This is a genomic window from Neisseria sp. P0009.S007 (assembly GCF_051962515.1).
On record NZ_JBQCVF010000151.1, the window covers coordinates 1 to 3783 of the forward strand.

1 protein-coding gene is annotated in these 3783 nt (G+C 54.4%); it reads left to right on the forward strand.

Annotated elements, in window-relative coordinates; all coding sequences use genetic code 11:
- The first annotated feature begins 42 nt into the window (after window positions 1–42).
- Window positions 43–3681, forward strand: a complete 3639-nt coding sequence (gene tdfG, locus ACTHS3_RS10680) for a TonB-dependent receptor TdfG (RefSeq protein WP_070607790.1) — start codon at window positions 43–45, stop codon at window positions 3679–3681.
- The last annotated feature ends 102 nt before the right edge of the window (window positions 3682–3783 follow it).

A 3783-nucleotide genomic window follows, 5' to 3' on the forward strand; every position in this document is an offset into this window, starting at 1 on the left:
GTATTTTAACCTATTATATTAAGTTCTTAACAAAGAGAAACTATGTCTGCTTTTACTCCCAAACCCAAAATAATCATTCTCAGCCTTGCCAGCGCATTCAGTACATTAACCGTTGCCAATACCATCGAAACCTCAGCTCGACCAGAACAATACCAGGAATTGGATACCGTTGTTGTCAGTGGCAAACGTACCAACGACCAAAAAGGCGCGGACGACGTGTATTACAAAAACGTCTCCAACGCCTACGTCGGCAAAGAATACCTCGAACGCTACCGCGTCCAATCCGCCGGCGACGTGCTCAAAGGCCTAAACGGCGTGTACAACATGAACACCCGCACCGCAGGTGGCGCGATTACACCCAATATACGCGGCATCACCGGCAAGGGCCGCATCCCCGTAACGCTGGACGGCACGGAGCAAACGGTCGATGTCTGGCTCAACAACTACGGCGTGGGAGACCGCAACTACCTTGACCCCGCCCTGTTCCGCAGCATCGCAGTTGAAAAAAGCCCCGCCCTAACGCGCGGCGTAAAATCAGGCGTCGGCGGCGCGATGTCCATCCGCACCATCGAACCCGCCGACATCATCCCCGAAGGCAAAAACTGGGGAATCGAAGTCAAAACCGAGTTTTCCGGCAACACCGTGGCGCAGAAAAACGACTTGCGCCAATTCTTAGGCCGCGACTACCGCACCCTCTCGCCCATAGGCGCAACGGCGGACGGAGTATCGGGTATGCCCGATGTATTGACCGGCTATACCGGCAAACCTTCCCCCACCGCCCTGTTGTTGGACGAAGGCATAGCAGGTACGAAGTATGCGGGCGGCAAAAGCCACACCAACTTCAAAGACGATAGGCAGTTGATGTTGTCCGCCGCCTTCAAAACCGACATTACAGACGGCCTTGCTGCATACAGCCACCGCCAAAAAGGCAACTACTACGCGGGCAAACGCGGCTATCAGAGCTACCTCAACAACCCCATTTACGGTGCAGATGCCTGTTACGATCAGTATCCCAACAAATCGCAACTGGAAAAAGACATACTCTGCAAATCGTCTTCCAGTCTAGTACCCAATATGGCCGTCCTGTTCCGGCCGGGCGAAGAAATCATGAACAGCCACACCGACACCAAAACCCTGCTGCTGAAAAACAACTGGTATCTGCCAAGCAACCAAAAAATCAGCCTGCAATATATGGACAACAAAATCGGCTTCGGCGAAATCAATCCCCTGATAACGGCATGGATACTCGGTTTCGCCGAACAATCCCTAGACGAACCCGCGCAGCAGGCACCGGGCATAGGCACGAAAATCGACAGCAAAACCTACAAAATCGGCTACGAATGGAAACCGCAAAACAACAAATGGATAGACCTTCAAGCCGATATGTGGCGGGTGAAGACCGACAGCAACCGCCATCAGAGCGGCGGCCCCGTCGTCGGCGTCATTACGCCCGACTATGAGTACGACCTTTGGTACTGGTGCAACATACGCAAACAGCCCTCGCCCAACCTGCGGGGGGAAAGCTGCGAAGACGCGATGGCGTCGAACACCTACGGCTCGGCGCGAACCCACGAAGAAGTGCTGCGCATGATAGAAGACACGCCCGACAAAATCGCCCGCAAGCTGGCAGAACACGATGAAAACAACCGTGCGATTACCGACCGCTGGATGGGGCATACGGGCGGCTACTACGCCATCACGCCCGCCGATAAAAATGTGATGACCGACCAGACCAACCAAATCGGCAAAATGATGAATCTGGCCGAACTGAAGCAAAAGCTGAATCAGGAACGCTACTACATCGAACATCCCGACCGCATCATCGTTCCCGGCGCGCGGCAGCGTACCGACGTCGTCCGCAACGGCTTCAACCTCAGCAACCGCTTCCGCCTTTCCGACAAACTCAGCCTCACCCTCGCCGCCGACTACCAGCGTGAAACACTGGAAGAACGCACCGATACCGCCGACAGCAATGATTTGATGAATACTTTCGGCGTACTGACCCGCATGGCGGCCTTGGGCGGCCCGCAGTCGGCGAAAAAGCACGAATGGGGCGCGAACCTGGTGTTTGACTGGAAACCGACTTCCCGCCTGAACATACAGGCGGGCGTGCGCTATCAGAACTTTAAAGGGCGCAATATCGAACTGGCGCGGCAGCGTGCCGCACGCAACCCCTGGTATCAGTACGGCCTGGGTTCGGACAGCTATGTTACCGGCCTGCTAATGCCGTATTACGAATTGGCGGATGAAGAAGACTTGCGCTTATTAGACGGTTTGCGGCGGACTTACAACCGCAATTTTTGGGATCAAATGGATAGACAAAGCGACGAGTATAAGCAGTTAAGCCGCCGCTTTGCCGAAAAGAACGGCTATGATTTCAATCAGGTCGAAGACGACGGCTCCGATGATGCTTTTTACCGTACCCGTATTTACGGCAAAGTGGATGGCAGCCTTACCATGAAAAGTGAAGCCGATAAAGATAAAGACGCACTTTATATCCTGCGCCGTAAGCAGATTATCCCGATGGTCGCGGGTAAATTCGATACCGATAAAATACAGATTACTCCGGAAATGTACCGTGAAATGGTAAACAACCCACAAGGCAAAATAGGCCGCTACCGCCGCTATATCCCGGGTTCGCCTGTCGGCAAATACGGTGATGATTTCCGTATTAGTGATAGGCTGGTTAATGAGTATACGGGCAGCTCCTATCCGTCTCCGGATCAAAGGGTAAGTCACGACTATAATAATACCGCGTGGATACCCCATCCATTCGGCGAAGCCGACCGCTGGCGCATGCCGCAGGAACAGCGCGCGCATTCCTGGGCGCCCATGCTGTCGGTCAGCTACGATCTTGCCGACAACCACCGCCTCTTCGCCCGCTATGCCCGCATGAGCCGCTTCCCCAGCCTCTATGAATTGACCGCTTCCACCGGCAGCGGCGGGCTGTACGGCAGCAAGACCGTGGCCGAATACAGCCTGAAGCCGGAAAAAAGCACCAACTGGGAAGTCGGCTACAATTTCAATTTCGCCCCGCATTTCGCCAAACTGCGCCAAGGCGACCTCCGCCTCACCTACTACAGCAATAAAATCAAAAACCAAATCGACACCTCGAATATGGACGGCGGCATGATCCAATACGACAAGGCAATCAGCAAGGGGGTGGAGCTGCAAAGCCGCCTCGACAGCGGCCGCTTCTTCGCCTCCTTCGGCGGCACTTACCGCTTGAAACATATGGTGTGCGACAAGAGTATCGCCTTCAAATTCGACTATTACTACCAACGCGTACCCGAATGCCTCGAAGGCGGCTTCGGCCTCAGCCGCTTCTTCCAATCCCTGCAGCCGAAATATTCGCTTACCCTCGATGTCGGCACGCGCTTCTTTAATGAAAAACTGGAATTGGGCATGCGCGCCATCCATCACAGCAAGGCGGAGCGGAAAAACTACGACAAGCTGATTGCCGACGGCGTGGGGCAGGTGTATGAGCGCAACGGCAAACCCTACGGCTGGCATGCCGCCACCCTTTTGGATGCCTATGCCCGCTACCGCATAGGGAAACATATAGACTTGAATTTCGGCGTGACCAACCTTGCCAACCGCTATTACCTAGACCCCATGTCCAGCACCCCCGTCCCCGGCCCGGGCAGGACGGTTACCTTCGGCATCAAGGGTAGGTTTTAGGGCTTGACCGCATCATATTGCAGCTGGCGGGCAGGAATCTGCCCGTCGGCTATAGTCTGTTACCGTTACTATAATATTTGTAGTTCTTAGATGATAATGCAA